The organism is Flammeovirga pectinis, from assembly GCF_003970675.1.
Taxonomy (GTDB): domain Bacteria; phylum Bacteroidota; class Bacteroidia; order Cytophagales; family Flammeovirgaceae; genus Flammeovirga; species Flammeovirga pectinis.
The window spans coordinates 4,168,380-4,185,783 of the sequence record NZ_CP034562.1; the positions used below are offsets into that span (position 1 = coordinate 4,168,380).

Here is a 17,404-nt window from a genome sequence, read left to right on the forward strand (position 1 = left end):
GTCAACCGTGATTGGAGTTTAGTTGATGTTAGAAACTGGTTTCACTTTTTATATATTTATTTTTTTATCGAACTATTTTGCTTAAAAACATCCTAAATTCTTTATCAAGTTGTTCAACATGTGATCTTAGAAGAAAAAAATATAAAACATTTAAAATTTGAAATAATAAAAACCATAGCGCTTTAGCTATTATACTTTGTTCAGTCATTGTTAAAAGAACTATTGAATATAAAACTGTCATAAATATAACTAGTATTAATAACCAAAAGTACCAAGAATGAATTCTAGCTTTAATTAAAGTTTTATCATTAGTTTCTATTATTTTTCCTTTAATATATCCAACAGATCTCCATGGTTTAAATATTCTTGGCATTTTATATATTTCAAATTCATTACTCATCAAAGTCAGTTCAGATGGTACAAAACCATTTGAGGTCAAAAATCCAAACAATTCAGTTTTTGAGTTTTTAAAAAGTAATAATCTGTCATAAAATTCAATTGAATTTAAGTCCAACTTAATTTCAATATTTTTGGTTAATCTAAATTTATCTAAAATATTCAATTTTCTATTTTAATTGTTTCTAACGAAATTGCTAAACTACGACCAGCGGGTGTCTCACCCGATGGATGGAGATTAGCTATTGTTGAACAAAAGCTTCGCTAGCTAAAGCCCACAATCTCTTACCTTTAGAACTTAATTGAATTTTTAAATTATAGTTTGCTAAGATGAAAAAAAAGAGACAATAGTCGAAAAAGCGAAACGTGTTGTTCCTGATTTCAAAAACATGTTTGATCAAGTGTATCAAAACATGACACTCAGTGGAAAATCTTCTTCTACTTTTCAAAACTACATCCGTACTATCACTAGTATCTCATTATATTTTAAAAAGATTCCATTTGAATTTTCCGACGTTCAAATTAATGATTATCTGCTTCTTCTCAAAGAAAAATAAAACACTTATCTACTTGTTGTGGTAAAAGAGAGATAGTTATAATGCCTCGATTTGCTTCTCAAAGAGCTCCACCAAATCAGCAGAATGTAACGGGAAATACTTTAAAGTAATACATTTTTACTTCATTTTTTGCTTATGAAAGTAAGCCCAGAGGCATACACCCTAAACTTGATGAAAATACTAATTTCTCATTAAGTTGGGGAATCTAATCTTCTTGAAAAAGTAATAAATGAAGAAGAAAATGAGATTATAGCTATCTCAAAAAAAACTATGCATTAAAAAAGACCTCTCATGAAAATGAAAAGTCTATCCTAACTCCCATACAGGGAAATGTATTTCAAGCAAACAACGCCTTTGTTCAACTAGGGCTTAAATTTTGGCCTTTCAAGCCAATCTAAGCCCTAATTATTAGCTTGATTTTCTTTTTTCAATTTCGGAATAATTATTAGAATTAAAGTAATAAAGACTGTAATTAAATATATTCTAAAAACTTCTTTAAAAGTATTATCAAGCCTTGTTTCAAATTCGCCTCTTCTAGGTAATAATATTATTTGATTACCCTCATTAAATCGAAAATTACTTTTCGCATTAGGGTTAAGCTCCTTTTCGAAATAATCTACATTTTTAAAGTTATATGATTCTAAACTTTTCTGAATGTTCGATGAGAAAACTTTTTTATTAATAGTTATCCCTTTTTCATTTATGGGGCCATATAATGTTTTATTAAAGCTTAAGCCATACCAAATATTATCAGAATTTTTGAATTTAAATATCTTGTAAAGTACCAATTTCATACTACTACTTCTTGAAGGTGGTATGGTTTGAATATATTCTTGTTCAACATTAAGATCTAAATCAAAATTATCTATAGAAAAATATTTTTGTTCTGAATGAAGTTTTATTTCATCCAAAGTTTCAACTTCTACTAAGTTGAAAAATAAATTTCTAAGAATTTCACTTCCAAATCCAACTAAAGTACTAAATATAGATACTACTAGAATTACATGGTATAAAAATGATCCACTTTCTCTTACTGTCTTTACATCAAGTCGTTTAATCCTTTTTTTAAGAAAAATGTTAACTAAAGAGAATGGTATGGCAAACAGAACAATAATATTAGAGAAACTATATGAGAAATCAGCAAAATCAAGCACATATACAATAATCCAATAAATAATTGAGTATATCACAAAAGATAAAATATTTACCAATAAGTATGGTAGAAAAATTTCTAGAATCTTAACTTTAATGTCTTTCATTTTCTTCATTGAAGTCGGTAATAGTTCAAGCTAACGTTCCCGTATATGATCAGTCTGACGTTAGGAAGATTGATTATATGCGTTGTTGTGTGTTCGTGCTTTATGATTTTGTTTGTTTCCTTAATCCAATTACTGCATTTTTAACGTCTTGTTTAGCATCTTTATCACTCCATTCTTTCCAAAATTTCACAGTTGCACTTTCCGGCTTTATTGTAGGTTCATCAATTAGTATTCTAGTTGGTAGTAAAGAACAGTCGCCTACGACTAAAGCTTCTCCAATATCTAAAACAGGTAGAACATCTGTTAAACCAGCGAGGTTGTCAGGTAGAAGTTTTTTAATAACTGATTGGTCTTCTGCATTAGATAGTCTCAATGAGATAAAATTATTACATTGACTTAATACAGTTCTATTTACTTCTGATGGTCTTTGACTTATTACAGTTAGACTTACTCCATATTTTCTTCCCTCTTTAGCAATTCTTTCAAAACTTTTTAAACCTAAACTACTTGCAGAATCTTGACTAGTTCTTTCAGGTATGTATAAATGAGCCTCATCGCATAATAATGATATAGGATGTTGATTCTCTTTAGAAGTCCATTGTTGAATACTGAAAACTAATCTAGCTACTAGGCCTATTATTAATGGAAGAACATCAGAAGGTACTTCTGAAAAGTCAAGAATTTTGACACCTGCTTTATTGGAATTTATTTCAGAACCTAATATTAAATTTTCACATAATTTAGACATCCAATTAATATCTAGTTCGTCACTTGATATTTGAAATAAAAAACCAAGTCTTTTATCTTGACTTTTAGCTTCTAACCTTTGGATGAATCTAGTAAGTTTCCCATTAAAAGGTCCTGCTTTATCCGAGCCAGCACGTGCACCAGCAACTCTTTTTTCATCAAGAGCTTTTAGTTGACTAACAACATTCTCTATTTTGTATGGAATTGGACTATCAATTGTTATTGTATCCTTAAATTCTGTATCTCCTATTGAATCTAAAAATGCTAATTTTTCTTCAAATACTATTTTAGAAAACAACATTGCTTGATTTGGAGCATTACTATCGCTTCTGTCCAATAACATAGCTAACATTTCTTCATAGGATAATAACCAATAAGGTAACATTAAGATTCCCTTTTCTAGGTTACCTGTTTTACCTAAATCAGATGGAGTAGCAACTTTAAAGTGTTGTATTCCTTTAGCTTTAAAACTATCTGTACTATATTCACCATGAATATCGAATAAGAGTGCATTAGCCATTGGTAAAGTAGCAACTTGTTCTATTAGTTTAGCTACACACCAAGATTTTCCAGAGCCAGTACTTCCAACTATAACAGCATGCCGTTGAAATAATTTATCTCCATCTAAAAATGCTTTAGCTTGCTCGTCAATAGAATAATTACCGATAGATAATGGAGTTGCATAATCTTCTTGTGTAGATATGGTTCTCATAAAATTAGTAATGTTTTCTCCTTCTAAAGAGAAGCACATTGCATCAATTTCTGGAACAGTATCTAAAGTTCTTTTAAATACATTTTCTTTTGAGCCATATTTATCTAAAATTGTCCCTATTAAATTGACTTTAATTATATTTTCCGTTAACATAAAACTAGAAAGTTCACTGTTTTCAGCTTCTGTTTGGTCGTCAAATTGTTTTCTTGTAATTCTATTAATTATACCTATTAGGAATTGTCCAGATTTTGAACTTTTAATTGCTACAAGATGATTTACTTGTAAACGTCTTAATTTATCTAAATCTTCTATTTTAATAACTAATGTAGATGTATCAACACTGTATACTGTACCAATAGATTGATTATCTTCGAATTTGAATATTGACATAATTATTTGATTAGCTTAATAAATTGACTTAATTCCCAATAACTAACATCATCAATTATTTGTTCTCCAAATTTTGAAGAAAATATTCTTGAATTTTTTGAGTTACTTTTATCTTCTTCAATTAGAATATAATTAGGGCAATCATTATCAATAATAGTTTGTTTAGTTTTTGGTGTTAATTCTTTTGTAATTACTATAATTGGTTTTCCACTTTTAATTTGACCTGTTAGTTTTGGTTGAACATGTAAGTCATTAAAACCGTAACCGATACAAATAAAACCTCTAGCATTTTCAATCTCTGAATCTGCTTCTGTGAAAATGGTTCTAAAAGGTTCTTGATGAGTTTGAAAATATTTACTTAAACCAGGAGTTACAATTGAAGGTATGTAATTTTCAGGAATCGAATGCCTCAAAGGGAATTGAATATTTTCTTCACCTTTTGTTTTAAACCAATCAAGGGAACCATGTACTTTCCAAATATTTACTTGTCCTGAATATCCATTCAGACTTTTTAGATTATTCTTATGAATTGTGCTTGAGAAATATCCAATATGATTTTGATTATAACCAGTACAGATTATTCCATTAGCAAAGCTCGTTGCATATTCGGCTAATCTATCATAATTAGTTGTAATTATTGAAGCTTTTCGTCCAGCAGAAGACAATAAGTGTTTTATTAATTCGGTGAGAGGGAAATCTATATTTTTAGAAATAAATTGTTCATAAGCTTTTAAGTCAGCAGTATTCACAGACTCCCAAGTCTTATTTACAATTTCGTTTAATACTTTATGATTTAAATTTAAATCTGAGAGAGCTCTTTCTAAGTCTTCTGTTTCATTAAATATTTTTACAAATTCATCGAATTGTTCTTTGTCCTCTGTTTCAGAAAAAGTAATGTTTTTTTTCAAGTATTCTCCCAAAGTCCACATTGAAGGCAATGAGAAAGGAACTGAAGCACCACTTCCTAGAATTACAAGAGGAACATTGTTCGCCCATTTTTGAATTAGTTTTAAAAAATCTTCAATTTCCATTAATTTTTTGCGTTTTTTTGGGCATGACACACAACAATATACAAACGTATTACCGTTTATATTATTTGCGTTTATTTCTGTTTTATTTCTTTGAATAAGGCGATAAATACAAGCATATATTAATATCTTACAATAAAAGTTGTAGGATATTTTTTTTGCAGAATATATTTTTTGCGTTTATCCAATTGTTAACACACTACTATTAATGGAGATATAAGTTTGCTTTATTTTAGTTTTAGTCGCCAGAAAGAAGAAGTTTATTAACCATAAGTAAGTTGTTGATTATAGAATTGAAATACAAATTCCATACATAAATTAACAATCATTAATGTTTTAAGTTTCTAGTCCCGACACTATTAAAATTAGAATGTTTTAATCGCTTACTGAAAATGAAAATTTTAAAATCAATTCGTGAGCAAATGCAATTCTTCCCTTTCATCTACTCAAAATGAAAACAAAACAGTTGGTTAAGGAAATTTGGGCATAAAAAAATCCCTTTAAGGGATATCAACTTGAAAAAATTGTAAGAAGTGAGGAGATTTTTAGGTGTAAAGAAGCAATTAAGAAAGGGTTAAACGCACTGCTTCTGTTCCATTGCTGTTGATGGATTTTTCCAGAGGGTAAATGTTGTTTCGTTTTTGATTAAGGCACGCATCCAATAATATTTTGGTGTGGATGCTGAAACTGACCTTTGTTCTTTCAGTAGTTTTAGATGTTCCATCCAAAGATCGTAGAGTTCCCAATCGTTGTTGTGATCGAAATACTTCTTTCCTATTCGGTAGGCATACCATTTTTTAAGATAGATAAAATCATAGTTTCTCTTTTTCAATTTGAAACTATAATATTTATCGGAGTACCAATAGATATATTTTCTTTCTGCATAAAGTTCATAATCATTTTTCCTTCTCGGCTTCCGATTAAATGGATTTTTCTTTTTTGACCCTGCGTATTTCTTTCTTGCTAAGTATATCTTATGAGCATACTCAGCAGTATATTTTTTAGTCTTTGGGTTCGTATTTCTTTTCAACTCACGATAAATTGTAGAAGGAGACACTTCTAAACCTTCTGCAATTTCTGCAACGGAATAGCGTTTTTCTTCTATGAGTCGTTGTATGACTTTTCTATGGTAGAGTTGAAGGTTTTTCATGGTAATTTAGTCTTAGGGAAAAGTATTATACTTTAACTACGTTAGAGATAATTTTGTAAGATTCTACTGTCCAACCATAGTCTACTACTACTTTTGCACTATCAACTAATTCCAATTTGTGTGTTTCTTTTTGTGAGCTTACAAAAGTTGATACGTTTTGATCGTTAAGCGTATCTTTAAAATTAATAGTTTGCATTATTGCTTTTAGTTTTTCAGTTATCGTTGCAGTTTTTTGGTTACACAAATCTTGCAAAAATTTCTATTATAATTCACAATTTAGATAGAATTACATTTCATTTTCTTAGATCGTAAATAGTTTTTATTGAGATAGTTATAAGTAGAGCGTTCGCCATTCATATTTACAAAAATGATTTATAATTTATTCCATCAACCATTGCTACTATTTATAAACTTTTGTAAGTAAATTAGTAGAAATATTTTTTTTGATGACAAAATAAGTTCCTCTTAATTTTGGCTACACTCCTACTTTCCAAACTAACAATTTATACAACTAGTAAACATGTTTAAGACAGAAATAAAAAGTAAAATAGACGAAGATATTTGTCTATTAGTTAAAGTAGACAACCACACCTATAACTATATATGCGACTGTGGAGAAGCTAGAGATCTCACAGTAAAAGAATGTCAAGATACTAAAGCAATATTTTTAAGTCATACACATATAGACCACTTTGTTAACTTCGATACACTGCTTCGACATCAGATTGGTACGGGTAGAAAAGTAGTTATTTGTGGTCCTAAAGGGATTATTCATCACATTCAAAACAGAATAAAAAGTTACTGTTGGAACCTTATAGAAGAAGGTGCAATTACTTATGAGGTTAGAGAAGTTTCAGCTAACAATAGCATTAAATCGGCAGTACTAAAACCTCCTTTTTGGGAACTGGAAGACGAAAAAAAGTATGATGATACTATTATTTTTACAGAAAAAGATTTTCATGTAGAATTCGAAGTCCTTGATCATAAAACAGACTCCATTGCTTATTTATTTAAAGGGCACGATAAAACTAAAATTGAACTTAAAGCAGCATTCAAAGGTGGAAAGTGGGTAGCAGAGTTAAAGAAATTATATGACAATGCAGTCACTGATGCTCTTCTTGAAATTGATGGCATAACATATCAATCAAAAGACTTGTTTGATATGATAAAAATTGAAAAAGGGGAGAAACTTGGCATTATTATGGACCATGCTGCAAGCCCTGAAAATCACCAAAAAATTAAAGATAAATTCTTTGGATGCGACAACGTCTACATTGAATGTTTTTATAAAGATGAAGACAAAGAATTTGCTGTAAAAAACTATCATAGCTATGCTTCTATGTCGGGTAAAATAATGAAAGACTGTGAAGTTAAAAATGCTATTCCTGTACATTTTTCTCGTAAATATTCTATACTAGAAATTAAAGAAATACAAGAGCAATTTTATAAAGCAGCAATGCCAAATAACTAAACTAATACATGATAAAACGGCTATCGTCTTACACTAACCTCTTCAATACCAAATGAAAAACAACTTAGAAAAAGTATTGAAATCATTCAATATGCTTTCAGATGATGAAATTGCTAAAAGTCTTACCTATTTTGAAGTAAAAACAATCCAAAAAAATGATCTACTAATTGAAGCTGGGAAAGTTTGTGACTGGATTGCCTTTGTAAACTCTGGGATACTAAGAAATTATTATACCTCTAGCAAAGAAGATGAAGTAACGTATTGTATCACATTTCCCAATACTTTTATTAGTGCTTATTCTTCTTTTATTACAAATAAAAAAACCTTTGAAAATATACATGCTATTGTCGATTCTGAACTATTAGTTATTAGAAAAGACGACTACCAGAGCTTATTAAACTCCAGTGAAAATTGGCTTAATTTTTCAAAATATTTTTCAGAACAATCCTACGTTTTGATGGAGAATCGATTAATTTCTTTACAAATGGAGACTGCAGAAAAACGTTATTTAGATTTAATGAATAACCATCCAGAATACATCCAAAATATATCTTTAAAGTACCTTGCCTCTTATCTTGGCATTACCCAAAGACATCTCAGTAGGTTAAGAAAGAAGATTTCTTTTTAGACATTTGTCCTTTCAAAAGGGCTGAATTGCTAATAATTTTGTTTTCATAAATAAGAAAAAAATAAAATTATGGCACAAAAAAAGATACTCCTAATAAACGGACACCCAGATACAAAGAGCTTTTGTTATGGTTTAGCAGAAGCCTATTTAAAAGGGGCTAAAGTGTCTAATGCAATTGTAAAGCAGATTAACATTGGTGAATTAGTTTTTAACCCAAATTTAAATTTTGGTTATCGAAAAAGAGTCGAATTAGAACCCGATTTAAAACAATCCATAGATAAAATTAAAGAAGCTGACCATATAATATGGGTTTTTCCAATGTGGTGGTATGGTTACCCTGCTATAATGAAAGGGTTTATTGATCGTACCTTTTTACCTGGAATAGCCTTTGATATCGTTCCTGGTAAGCCTTTCCCTAAACCACTTTTTAAAGGGAAAACTGCAAGAATTATTGTTACTGCTGATACTCCAAAATGGTACAATTCAATATTTATGAGAAACCCTGCTATTAACCAGCTAAAAAGAGGTACATTACAATTTTGTGGTATTAAGCCAGTAAAGGTTACCTATATTTCTACTATAAAAAATTCTTCTACAGCGTTTAGACAAAAGTGGCTCTCTAAAATCGAAAAACTTGGTTTCTCAAATCAATAATTGGTTATTCATTATCCGTATTCAATGGTAAATAAATATCTATTTCTGATGTAGGTTTATTCCATTGAAAACGGTGATCATATTTTTCAAAATGATGAAACCCAACCTTACTTTGGTCTTCAATTTTTAATGTTGATTTGGGTAGTATAACCTTATAAATTTCGTAGAGTGTATTCTTTATGTTTTCCATTTTACCTTTATGGGTAAACACTGTATATTCCCCTTTAGGGATCTCTTTTTTGATAAAATGAGAAGGTATCTGTTTGTTTATTATTTGAATTGATGTTAGATAAAAATATCTTTCTCCCGACTTAAAAGTAATCCCATATTTTGTCCAATTTCCACCAAACTGATTCAACTTATATTTCTTTAATTCTGCATTAAAGAACATCCAATGTTTTCGAATAATAATAAGATTAGTAGCCTGAGATTTTGACAATTCTGTAACCAGTCCGTATGTCTGAATGCTTTGTTTGATTTCCATTAAAATGACTCTTTAACTTTGGACGTGAAACTTGGATATTTCTTTTCTAATTCTATACGTAATTTAGGATAACTACATGTTAGATTAAGTGCCACATAAAGAGGTTTATGGTATGATACTTCATCTTTATAGGTTTCAATTAGTTCAAACTCCTCTAGTTTTAACAATGCAAGGAACACATATTCTCTTCTTATAAATTGATAGCTATCTTCTATATTTAACAAGCCAATGGACAGTTCTTTTAAAATCCTTTTACTAGATATAAAGTGGAGATACTTAGTTGATGATATTTTTAACGAATCAGCATTATATTCTTTCAATATATATGAATCATTATCCCCTATACTATAAGATAAAAAAGAATTAAAATACCTTGAATCTCCTTCCAAATATGCACCTTTAATTATAGTATAATTTTTCTCAACTAAAGGTAGTTCATCAATCATCTTTTGAGAGAGTAAGCTCATCAATTGATTATCTGATAATAGATGTAGCACAGAATTTTTTATTGATGTATTACACGTATTAAAACATTCTTCTAAATACCATTCTTTCAAGAATTGAGTATAAATAATACACCCATCAATTCTTTCTAACAAACTATTAGAAGTTAGATTCTGCTTTATTATTGTAATTACATTAATTGAATTATTAAGTGCAAGTTGTTTAAATGAATAACATCTTACTAAAATATCATTACTTGATTGTAGTGATATTAATTCTTTATTAGAAAGTGTTTTTGTTAAAGATAATGCTACGGATTGTTGCTTAGAATATTCTCCACCTTCATAAACATATTTACTTTCAAGCATTTGATATTGATCTAAAAAATTAGATAAGCTATCAATTGTATTTGCGTATACATTAGATACTAAAAAAAGTATAATAGCACTTAAAATAAATTGTTTCATAGTTTCAGTGGATAATATTATTGCTTCAATAACTACTCCTTATTAATTAACCCTCCCAAAATTACTAATAGCATGCCAAAGATATAAACGAATTGAAAAGGTTCGTTAAAAAATAATATCAAAATTATGGTAGAAATTACTGGCGTCAAAAATACAAAAGGGGCAATAAAAGATGCCTTCCCTATTTTTAAGGCTCTAATCCAAAAAATATAAGATATTCCATTCACAAAAATGCCATTTACCAGAATTGGTAAAATAGTATCTGACGTTGGCAACTTAAACTCTGAAAGTAAAAGCATTGATATAAAAGAAACAACAGTTGCAGTTAAAAAATAAATGGCTACTAAAAATAATGGATCCACCTCTATCTTTTTACTCAAAACCGAGAATAGTCCAAAAACAAAAGCTGCTAATAAAACAATACCATCAACATATAAATTCTCAAAATGTATGTCTGTAAGGTCACCTTTTGTAAGCACTAGAAAAACTCCTAAGAACCCGAATATTATTGATAGTATTTTTCTACTATTCAGTTTTTCTTTTAAAAGAACAACAGATAAAATAATTACAAAAATAGGCCAACAATATTGAATTATTAAAACCTCAATACCTTTTGCATTGGCATATCCAAAATACAATAAAATGTAATAAAGATAGGTACCTAAAACACCTAGAAGTAGTGATTGAACCCAATTTTTAAGAGAAATACTTTGTATGTTCTTTACTTCCTTTCTAAAGGAAATAATTACTACAAAGGTGAAAAAAGAAACCAAACTAGACCAAAAAAGAAACTGATGATTATCTAAAGAGGATTGTCCTAATTTAGAGACAACCGGAATTAATGCCCATAAAAGAACACAAAGAAAAACATAAATAAGTGCCATAATTATTCGCGTTAAAAGTACTCTACAAAAGTCTTAATTATAGCATTCAATATGTAGTTAAATTTGGTAATTGTATGGTATAATTAAGCATTTCTACTTCTCCTTATACCACATTCTATACTGAGTTGGTGTTTTATCAAAGTGTTTTTTAAATGCTTTTGTAAAATAAGAACAATCAAAATATCCTACAAAACCAGCTATTTCTTTAATAGTATAATTACTAAAACAAACTAACCTTACCGCTTCATTTAAAGTATATTGTTCTATAAATCTAGCAGGCGGAACACCAGTTACTGTGCAAATAACATCGTTCAATTTCCTTTGAGAAACCGCTAATTTTCTTATGTAAAATTCTATTTTCTTTTCTTGACTAAAGTTATTTCTTACCAATGAAATAAAATCTTCTGCTAATTTAAATTTATGGTTATTCGTAATCACATCAACTCCTTGATTGACAATCTTAAACCCCTTTATTTTAGTGAGTAGTATATGTATATAATTTTGTAAAATGATATCTTTTTCTAATAGATTAGGTGTTTTAAAATAATGATATAAATGTTCGAATTCAGTATTTAATAATTCTTGTTCAGCATCTAAAACCTTAATAAAACATTCTTGAGGATCATAAAATAATAAGGTTGACTTGTATTGTGTTTTATTCAAAAAAGTATCACTAAAACTGACTACAAAGCCATCCACATCATGGTATTTTATTTGATGCAAATAATGAGGTGCAAGTAGAAACAAACTCCCCTCAGAAAAAGAATATTTCTTCTGTTCTATGAGGTGCTCTCCGTCCCCTTTGTAAATCCATACAATCTGAAATATAGTATGTCTGTGTAAAGTTGTACTATGAGGTGATACCGTATCGTACTTACCATTTCGAATTTTATCAACCATTATATTCGTAGAATATTCTTTGGTTAATGCGTTAATATTTAGTTTTGAGTTCATTAAATTATAATAAGTAGTACAGTATAAAACATTAGATTTATAGTTAAACTGAGTTAGGTAGTTCCTTCTATTTTATAGAACCGAAAGTAATGATTATCTGACTATATCAAAAGAATATTTAACACCAAAAATGGAAGAAGACCTCTATACTTTTGATTAGAATGAACACAAATTTGCACAACACACTAGAATGCTTTAAATTCAAAATATTTAATATTCTAATTATACTACTTTACAATAAACAACAAATTCGAGATACACTCACTTTACGTCAATTACCAAACATCAATTCATTTCACATTATGTACTTTAAAGTACTTATTTATTGTCTGGTGTTCTGCTTATAGTCTTTTGGTAATAGACAAAACATTCACACTATGAAAAGCATACAAAATACTATCGGCATCTTTGCAATCCTTCTTTTCAATTTAAGTTGTAATCCTACAAATAGCGACCCCGTTGTACCTTCTATTGACAATATTAAACAGAATACTGTAGAAGAAGAAGAAGAAAAAGAGCAGGAAGAAGACAATGTAAGTAACGAAATAGAAACTATCTCATGGAAGAATTGGTACCTTTCTGTACCTATAGATAAAGGAGATGGAAAAGCTACATCAATTGGTTATGAGTCTATTATTAATGACCAACTTACTGAAGAACAAAGAAAATATTTCTATGTTAACGAAGACGGCTCTTATACTTTATGGACTAAATTTACAGGTTTTACTACATCTGGACTTTCAGAACTTGGAGAAAGATACTGTAGAACAGAGTTAAGAGAATACTGGCAAGGAAATCAAGATACAAAAGATAATTGGTCTATGAGTACTGGAGTTCATATTCTAGAATCTACCCTTCAAGTAAATTTTGTAGAGGGGAATGGACGTACAATTGTAGCTCAAGTACATGGCAAAGAATCCGAAGGAATTGATGGTAATCCAGCTACTATTAAAATTAGATGGAACAATGGAATGATACAAGCAGATTATTATACCAAACCAAATGACGGAGATGAATGGAGCAGTAAATATGATGATAAATTAGATTTAGGAAGAGTAGATAATGAGGTTTTCACTTTCAAAATAAAAATAGAGGAGGGCAAGTTTTACGCTGCCCTAATATGTGAAGAAAAAGGCCTTGATGTAGACTATACTGAAATATATGATTATGTAGGTAATGGATATATACACGAGAATTACTTTAAAACAGGTAACTATTATGGATGGAATGATGATTATGAAAAAGCTGCTCAGGTAAAACTTTATAAAGTGGTTACTGAACATAGATAAGTAGCTTATTTGTTTCAAAAAAACAACTCCTATTTAATAGCATGACTACTAAATAGGAGTTTTTTTTAAAGCCTACTTTATCAACTTAATTGTTTTAGGAGGTTTAGTGTTACTAATCAATCTAACAAAAATGATAGTATTAGACCTATTAATATTTCCGAGAGGTATTTTTACATTGTCTTTTTTATTATTCTTCACTTCAAATAATTTGATCTGATTAGCATCAAATATCATTATTGTGTGATAATTGCAAACATTCCTAATTTTTAAATCGTCAACAATTGGATTTGGATAAGCAACTACAAACGGTTCGTCTGAACTAGAGATTTTTTGTGCAGTAATATGGCTTTTTCTTAATACGTTGGGTGATGTAGGGTAAATACAATTTATTTCTGCTACGGAAGCCCAATCGTTACCATTTACCTCAGAAAGTGCTTTTAATTTATAATATCTACCACTTTTTGATGCAAAATTAACAGTCTGTAGCTCTTTTGTATTTAACCAAGTTCCTGTAGCCACAGTATCTCCCCAATTGGTAGGATCATCACTTACGTAAATTTCGTAAGATGCAATTCTTCCATTTTCTTGTCCCTGTCTTGGTAAATAATTTATACCATTAATTTCTTTTGTTTTTCCTAGATCAATTACTAATTCATGCGGATAAGGAGGGTTATTTGGTGTCCATTCTGTATGCCAAATAGTACCGTTATTTTTATCAACTGCTTTAAATGCTTCATCTCCAGCTTGTTCGCTATCAAAAGAATAAACATAGGGATCGGTTGATATAATCGCATTTATTTCTGCTATAGCGGCATCGTTTCCTCCATTCACCTCAGATAAAGCACTTAACTTATAGTACCTGCCTCTTTTAGGAGAAAAAGTCACGATCTGCAATTCACTCGTATTAGGCCAACTTCCAGACGCAACGGCTGTCCCCCAATTATTTGGATCGTCGCTAACATAAACCTCAAAATTACCTATTCTACCACTGCCACTATCAAGATCTTGTTTTGGCAGGTAAGAGATTCCTTTTATTCTTTCAGATGTACCAATATCAATTACTAGATTATGTGGATAGGTATTACTATCAGATGACCAATTTGTAAACCAATAAGTAGTAGCATCGCCATCTACTGCTTTAATAGCTTCATACCCTACTCTTTCACTATCAGAAGAGTGCACAGTTTCTGCACTATTTGTAGTTTTTTCATTGCTTATAAAATCAGTTAAAGTCTGAGTACTCGTGCCACGTGAATCTGTAACAGTTAGCGTTGCAGTAAAACTATCTCCAGTTGCTCTTGCATAAGAAACAGTTGGTCGTTCTTCTATTGATGTTGAAGGAATGCCATTAGGGAAACTCCATAAATAAGTAGCATTCTGATCAATAACAGAATAGTCCGCATATTTTATAATCTGATTCGTATCATCAATTACATTTCTATCTGCTGTAATGTTGGCTTTCGGTGGAGTCCTTCCAATAAGATCATTTTCCCATAAACCTCTCGAAGTACCTAAGCGAAGTTTTCCTGTTGCGTAATTAATAAATAAAAAGGGTGTTTTACAAGCAGGCATACCTGTACCAAATAATGCCCACTGTTGCATACCATTTTTACGGTAATATACACCAAAAGAAGTACCCAAATATAAGATATCATCACTTCCTCTCTGGTAAATCAAAGAGTAGATATTTTGATTAGGAAGCCCTGCCGAGAAGTTTGCCCATGTTGTTCCTCCATCTACAGAATGTAAAACTTTGTTTTGTGCATCATTTTCACTTATGGTCACCCAAATATGATTGGGGTCTTTATCGCTCACTGCTATTCTCCATAAATTTTTCCCATTTACTAAATTACTCGGAGGGGAAACATCGGCCCAAGTTTCTCCTTTATCTTCTGATTTTATGACCTTACCGGGCTTCACTACGGCATATACATAATTAGAATTTGCAAAGCTAACTTTTATAGAAACTGCATTTTTTTGCTCCTCTTCAAAGTTTTTGATTACCTGCCACGTCTTAGCATTATCAGTTGTTTTTGCAAGTTTGTAGGTTTCATTTCTGTCTCCATAATCACTACCATAAATTGTATAATATTGATGTGGATCAAATTCTAAATTGTCTAAAGTAATGTACCCTAATTCAATACCCAATTCTTGATGTTCGTGTCCTGTTTTCCCTTCTAAAGAACGCTTTACTCTTTCATGTCCCCAAGGGTGATTATACATATACTGATCGTCTATTGGGTTAACATTTGCCGCCATTGCATCTGCTCCATTTACACCAATCCAACCACCATACACATTGTCATCCCTAAAACAAATTTGATTATGATTTAAGCCCACAGCCATAATATCATTTTTAAAAGATTGGCTATACCCCCATAATTCTTGTACACCTAAGCCATCACTTTTATCCAATACAACGGTATTGCTTCTATCAGAAGAATGATAAACGCCACCATCATTGGCATTCCATATATTATCACCAATAATAGAAAGTCCATGATGGTCTCCATGTACGCCAGTGTGTGCATTATTAGAAGAATAGTTATCGTATTGAGCGCCTGTTACAACATTGCCTGAACGGTCATATTTCCAAGTTTCCCCACCATCTTCACTAATTTTTAGCTTATTGGCCGCACAAGCAATTACATCTTCATTTGTTTCTGAAACAGTAAATGCAAAGTTCCAGCTTAACTGAGAAAGGTGGCATGTTTCGTAGGTAAAATCAGAAGGCCCATTGGCATATTCTAATGGAGTATTTGAATTACCGCAACATTTTTTTGTGAAAGAAAGTCCACTATCAGAAGATTTAAAGAAAGAAATTTTGTCTTCAACTCCACCTCCATTGTACCCAATAGCAATATAAACTACATTATTATTAGCAGGTGTAGTAGCTAATCTCGCTCTGTGCGTATTATTATTACTATTAGATGGGAAACCATTACTAACGGTATTAAATACCACCCCTCCATCTGTAGATCTTTTAAAATTGATCCATCCAGTAGCTGATGATTGTTCTAAAATATAAATTGTATTAGAATCATTTGGTTTTACTCTCATATCCCAAATTCGATGTATTGAACTATACATCTCTACCCAATTTACGCCTCCATCTGTTGTCTTATAAAGTTTATAAGATGCACCCTCCTTTACTGTTGCATACACAACATCGCTACTTGTGTTTGCCAAATCTACCCATTGGTCTTCGCTGTAATGGTTGGGCTTAGATCTTCTGAGGCCTGTATAACTCCATGTAAGTCCTGCATCTAAAGACTTTACAACGCCTACATCAGTTCCTGCATAGACTATTTCTGTATTGGCACGACTATACACAATTTCGTTTACCCATTCTACTTCTGGAACACCTCCAGAAACTAAAGTGTAATTATTTCCACTATCAGAAGTATGCCAGATTCCTGCAGTGGCAGCACCAATTAGAACAGAATTTGTTCTCGACGGATTAATCCGAATAGACCGTACTACGCCTACCCCTCCGTTATCCTGAGTGTTGTTCCAGTCTAAAAATAACTGAGACCATGGAGTACCATTTTGTGCTATAGCAAATGGTGAGATCGTTAGTGCTAATAAAATTAACACCACACGATTTGAGATTGAAAAGAAAGTTCTCATAAATGGTTGTTTATGGTTAATTAATGGTGAATAGTTATTTAAAAGTTTCTAGTATTTCAATAGTTTTTTTTTATGTTATTGGCTGTTTGCTTATGCTTTACATTATCAAACATAGTCATTTCATTAGAAGATTATTAACAAAGCTCACTCTATTATTAATAAAAATTACTAATAAATATTAATAATTAAATTTAAACAGTACGTCTATTGATTATTAGGTACTTAAGGGGTTAAATCAGCTACTCTGAGAGTACTACTTT

At 30.5% G+C, this 17,404-nt stretch carries 16 protein-coding genes; 5 read left to right on the forward strand and 11 right to left on the reverse strand.

Features of this window, described 5'->3' with window-relative positions; genetic code table 11:
* Positions 1-64: 64 nt before the first annotated feature.
* A complete protein-coding gene (locus EI427_RS16730) occupies positions 65-562 on the reverse strand; it encodes a hypothetical protein (RefSeq protein WP_126616880.1) in 498 nt (165 codons plus the stop codon).
* 223 nt (positions 563-785) lie between these two features.
* On the opposite strand from EI427_RS16730, the gene EI427_RS26445 reads away from it, so the two are divergent.
* On the forward strand, positions 786-953 hold the full coding sequence (locus EI427_RS26445) for a phage integrase N-terminal SAM-like domain-containing protein (protein WP_126616882.1): 168 nt from the start codon (positions 786-788) through the stop codon (positions 951-953).
* 401 nt (positions 954-1,354) lie between these two features.
* Here the strand turns inward: EI427_RS26445 and EI427_RS16740 are convergent, their stop codons facing one another.
* From EI427_RS16740 to EI427_RS25915, 5 genes are all read right to left on the reverse strand, one after another.
* Complete coding sequence (locus EI427_RS16740; RefSeq protein WP_126616884.1) at positions 1,355-2,212, reverse strand: hypothetical protein; 858 nt, start codon at positions 2,210-2,212, stop codon at positions 1,355-1,357.
* A 100-nt stretch (positions 2,213-2,312) separates the two neighbouring features.
* Entirely contained in the window at positions 2,313-4,061 is a 1,749-nt protein-coding gene (locus EI427_RS16745) for an ATP-binding protein (RefSeq protein WP_126616886.1), read from the reverse strand.
* 2 nt (positions 4,062-4,063) lie between these two features.
* Entirely contained in the window at positions 4,064-5,092 is a 1,029-nt protein-coding gene (locus tag EI427_RS16750) for an SIR2 family protein (protein WP_126616888.1), read from the reverse strand.
* A 571-nt stretch (positions 5,093-5,663) separates the two neighbouring features.
* Positions 5,664-6,239, reverse strand: a complete 576-nt coding sequence (locus tag EI427_RS16755) for a helix-turn-helix domain-containing protein (protein ID WP_126616890.1) — start codon at positions 6,237-6,239, stop codon at positions 5,664-5,666.
* A 25-nt stretch (positions 6,240-6,264) separates the two neighbouring features.
* Positions 6,265-6,435 carry a hypothetical protein gene (locus EI427_RS25915; protein ID WP_155523294.1) on the reverse strand — a complete coding sequence of 57 codons (171 nt, stop codon included), beginning with the start codon at positions 6,433-6,435 and terminating at the stop codon, positions 6,265-6,267.
* A 324-nt stretch (positions 6,436-6,759) separates the two neighbouring features.
* Between EI427_RS25915 and EI427_RS16760 the strand changes: the two genes are divergently transcribed.
* From EI427_RS16760 to EI427_RS16770, 3 genes are all read left to right on the forward strand, one after another.
* Positions 6,760-7,710: an MBL fold metallo-hydrolase gene (locus EI427_RS16760; protein ID WP_126616892.1), complete on the forward strand. Its 951-nt coding sequence runs from the start codon at positions 6,760-6,762 to the stop codon at positions 7,708-7,710.
* A gap of 52 nt (positions 7,711-7,762) precedes the next feature.
* Entirely contained in the window at positions 7,763-8,338 is a 576-nt protein-coding gene (locus EI427_RS16765) for a Crp/Fnr family transcriptional regulator (RefSeq protein ID WP_126616894.1), read from the forward strand.
* A 69-nt stretch (positions 8,339-8,407) separates the two neighbouring features.
* Positions 8,408-8,992 (forward strand): NAD(P)H-dependent oxidoreductase, encoded by a 585-nt coding sequence (locus EI427_RS16770; protein ID WP_126616896.1) that lies wholly within the window; start codon positions 8,408-8,410, stop codon positions 8,990-8,992.
* 4 nt (positions 8,993-8,996) lie between these two features.
* Here the strand turns inward: EI427_RS16770 and EI427_RS16775 are convergent, their stop codons facing one another.
* The 4 genes from EI427_RS16775 to EI427_RS16790 all read right to left on the reverse strand — a co-directional run bounded on the left by EI427_RS16775 (position 8,997) and on the right by EI427_RS16790 (position 12,225).
* Positions 8,997-9,476, reverse strand: a complete 480-nt coding sequence (locus tag EI427_RS16775) for a GyrI-like domain-containing protein (RefSeq protein ID WP_126616898.1) — start codon at positions 9,474-9,476, stop codon at positions 8,997-8,999.
* Complete coding sequence (locus EI427_RS16780; RefSeq protein ID WP_126616900.1) at positions 9,476-10,387, reverse strand: hypothetical protein; 912 nt, start codon at positions 10,385-10,387, stop codon at positions 9,476-9,478. The genes EI427_RS16775 and EI427_RS16780 overlap by 1 nt, the downstream gene beginning before the upstream one ends.
* Before the next feature lie 32 nt (positions 10,388-10,419).
* Positions 10,420-11,271: a DMT family transporter gene (locus EI427_RS16785; protein ID WP_126616902.1), complete on the reverse strand. Its 852-nt coding sequence runs from the start codon at positions 11,269-11,271 to the stop codon at positions 10,420-10,422.
* Between the two features lie 93 nt (positions 11,272-11,364).
* Positions 11,365-12,225 (reverse strand): AraC family transcriptional regulator, encoded by an 861-nt coding sequence (locus EI427_RS16790; protein WP_126616904.1) that lies wholly within the window; start codon positions 12,223-12,225, stop codon positions 11,365-11,367.
* A 377-nt stretch (positions 12,226-12,602) separates the two neighbouring features.
* Between EI427_RS16790 and EI427_RS16795 the strand changes: the two genes are divergently transcribed.
* Complete coding sequence (locus tag EI427_RS16795; RefSeq protein WP_126616906.1) at positions 12,603-13,514, forward strand: polysaccharide lyase family 7 protein; 912 nt, start codon at positions 12,603-12,605, stop codon at positions 13,512-13,514.
* A gap of 72 nt (positions 13,515-13,586) precedes the next feature.
* On the opposite strand, the gene EI427_RS16800 is transcribed toward EI427_RS16795, so the two are convergent.
* Positions 13,587-17,144 carry a discoidin domain-containing protein gene (locus EI427_RS16800; RefSeq protein WP_126616908.1) on the reverse strand — a complete coding sequence of 1,186 codons (3,558 nt, stop codon included), beginning with the start codon at positions 17,142-17,144 and terminating at the stop codon, positions 13,587-13,589.
* Positions 17,145-17,404: the final 260 nt, after the last annotated feature.

Excerpts from the sequence above, each read along its gene's own strand:
- EI427_RS16775 (WP_126616898.1), bottom strand. The coding sequence starts at position 9,476 with ATGGAAATCAAACAAAGCATTCAGACATACGGACTGGTTACAGAATTG.
- EI427_RS16750 (WP_126616888.1), bottom strand. The coding sequence starts at position 5,092 with ATGGAAATTGAAGATTTTTTAAAACTAATTCAAAAATGGGCGAACAAT.
- EI427_RS16780 (WP_126616900.1), bottom strand. The coding sequence starts at position 10,387 with ATGAAACAATTTATTTTAAGTGCTATTATACTTTTTTTAGTATCTAAT.
- EI427_RS16785 (WP_126616902.1), bottom strand. The coding sequence starts at position 11,271 with ATGGCACTTATTTATGTTTTTCTTTGTGTTCTTTTATGGGCATTAATT.
- EI427_RS25915 (WP_155523294.1), bottom strand. The coding sequence starts at position 6,435 with ATGCAAACTATTAATTTTAAAGATACGCTTAACGATCAAAACGTATCA.
- EI427_RS16795 (WP_126616906.1), top strand. The coding sequence starts at position 12,603 with ATGAAAAGCATACAAAATACTATCGGCATCTTTGCAATCCTTCTTTTC.
- EI427_RS16755 (WP_126616890.1), bottom strand. The coding sequence starts at position 6,239 with ATGAAAAACCTTCAACTCTACCATAGAAAAGTCATACAACGACTCATA.
- EI427_RS16800 (WP_126616908.1), bottom strand. The coding sequence starts at position 17,144 with ATGAGAACTTTCTTTTCAATCTCAAATCGTGTGGTGTTAATTTTATTA.
- EI427_RS16745 (WP_126616886.1), bottom strand. The coding sequence starts at position 4,061 with ATGTCAATATTCAAATTCGAAGATAATCAATCTATTGGTACAGTATAC.
- EI427_RS16790 (WP_126616904.1), bottom strand. The coding sequence starts at position 12,225 with ATGAACTCAAAACTAAATATTAACGCATTAACCAAAGAATATTCTACG.
- EI427_RS16760 (WP_126616892.1), top strand. The coding sequence starts at position 6,760 with ATGTTTAAGACAGAAATAAAAAGTAAAATAGACGAAGATATTTGTCTA.
- EI427_RS16770 (WP_126616896.1), top strand. The coding sequence starts at position 8,408 with ATGGCACAAAAAAAGATACTCCTAATAAACGGACACCCAGATACAAAG.
- EI427_RS26445 (WP_126616882.1), top strand. The coding sequence starts at position 786 with ATGTTTGATCAAGTGTATCAAAACATGACACTCAGTGGAAAATCTTCT.
- EI427_RS16740 (WP_126616884.1), bottom strand. The coding sequence starts at position 2,212 with ATGAAAGACATTAAAGTTAAGATTCTAGAAATTTTTCTACCATACTTA.
- EI427_RS16765 (WP_126616894.1), top strand. The coding sequence starts at position 7,763 with ATGAAAAACAACTTAGAAAAAGTATTGAAATCATTCAATATGCTTTCA.